This window comes from Dyadobacter alkalitolerans DSM 23607, from assembly GCF_000428845.1.
In the GTDB taxonomy this organism is placed as follows: domain Bacteria; phylum Bacteroidota; class Bacteroidia; order Cytophagales; family Spirosomataceae; genus Dyadobacter; species Dyadobacter alkalitolerans.
This window is the reverse complement of record NZ_AUAS01000051.1, coordinates 1-1,464: the sequence shown is the minus strand read 5'-3', so window position 1 is coordinate 1,464 and position 1,464 is coordinate 1. Positions and strand designations below refer to the sequence as shown.

The 1,464-nt window shown below is 43.4% G+C and carries 2 protein-coding genes; both read right to left on the bottom strand.

From position 1 onward, the window contains the following. Positions 1 to 184: 184 nt before the first annotated feature. Entirely contained in the window at positions 185 to 769 is a 585-nt protein-coding gene (locus G395_RS0127140; protein ID WP_026632869.1) for a hypothetical protein, read from the bottom strand. Beyond that, positions 766 to 1,464 (bottom strand): relaxase family protein (locus G395_RS30735; protein WP_157486857.1); only part of this gene is annotated, 699 nt, incomplete at its 5' end. The genes G395_RS0127140 and G395_RS30735, both read right to left, overlap by 4 nt.

Here is a 1,464-nt window from a genome sequence, read left to right as displayed (position 1 = left end):
AAAAAGCAGTGACTTTCTACTTTTTTTATTTCTTTGTAAGTCATTAGCATTCATGATGTTACTATTAAAGTGTACACTAAAAACAGTAACATATGATTTGTTGTATAACTTTCAATATGTTAAACGGATTACGAACGTTAACGTCGAAGAAGAAGCCGTTGCACTTCTCCCCTATCAGGTGAATTCATTCCTTTTTAAGCTTTTTAAGCAACTCGGTTGCTTCCTTCGCCTCATTTTGCCTCTGTTCCAAAAGTACTTCAGCTTCTTTAACCGTTATCTCATGCGCCTCGCGCCTCTGCGTTTCAAGTTTCGCCCGGTTTGGATCTTCATAATAAATACTATCAACTCTGGCCGTTAAAGCTGGACTGAGCTGTCTTGCAATCCGGAACTTGAGATCGCTTTCCTGCAAACGGCTACTTTCAATGTAACTGCTGATGGCAACCGCAAAGCTTATGCCCGTTGTGATCAGCAGCACCACAGCCGAGATAATAAAGCCTTTCGATTGAAGGTCGAAATGATGGTGGTGTTGAACTTGTGACGCTTGGGGCGCACTGTTCACTGCTTGCTTAGTCTCTGAAATGTAAGATTCTAACAGTTGACTTGACGAATGCTGTGTCAAATTCTTTTTGATATCAATCAGGGTATCCGCAAGCGTTTTGTTTTGCGACTCAGTCACCGTTTGGATCAGGTTCTCAATTGATGCGTTTTTCCTGATCACAAGGGAAAGCACTTCTTCAATCGATTCGAGTTGTTCTTCTATTTTTTTCATAAGCTATGTCCTAAGTATTTTTTACGTTTTTTCTTTTTTGATGGATTCGTACTCTGCTGGTCATATTGTTGGACAGGCCGGAGCAAGTCGTCAAGTATTTTGTCGTCCCTGGTTTGCTGAGAAAGGATAGTGCAAGGGAATCTTTCTTGTGGGCGGTCAGGCAGATATTGTGGCTGCATTCCAAATGGCCGTACCATCGCCATTTTCTGATTCTGCCGGATCAATGCATCCAGCTTCCCAAAGCTCAAACTTCGGTCGATCTTCGAACCTTTGAATTGCAAATCACCTTTGGTAAAGCTGACACCTTGGATCTCACTCGTGCCAGATTTATATTTGAAGATGGCCTGGATGCCTTGCCTGGCCAGCTTGGCTCTCAACTCAGTCCAGCTTGCAGCAGTTTCGCTTGCTACTTTGATTGCATCGTATAATTCATATCTGACTTTGTCTGCACCTTTCAGCTGTTGCCGGTTGACCTGCTGCTTTCCCTTACCTAACTGATATCCGTATCTGAGCGTGATCTCTTTACAGGCCCCATGATTCCTCTCTTTTTGAAAACGGTCTGAGATGGTCTTGCCTTCGTTATTCACTCGGTTGTAGATGATGTAGGCTAAGTACCCAGCGCCTTGCCATATTACTATGGTAGTATTTCCAAGTACTCGCCTCCGAACCGTACGTACACCTCTCGATGTATACGG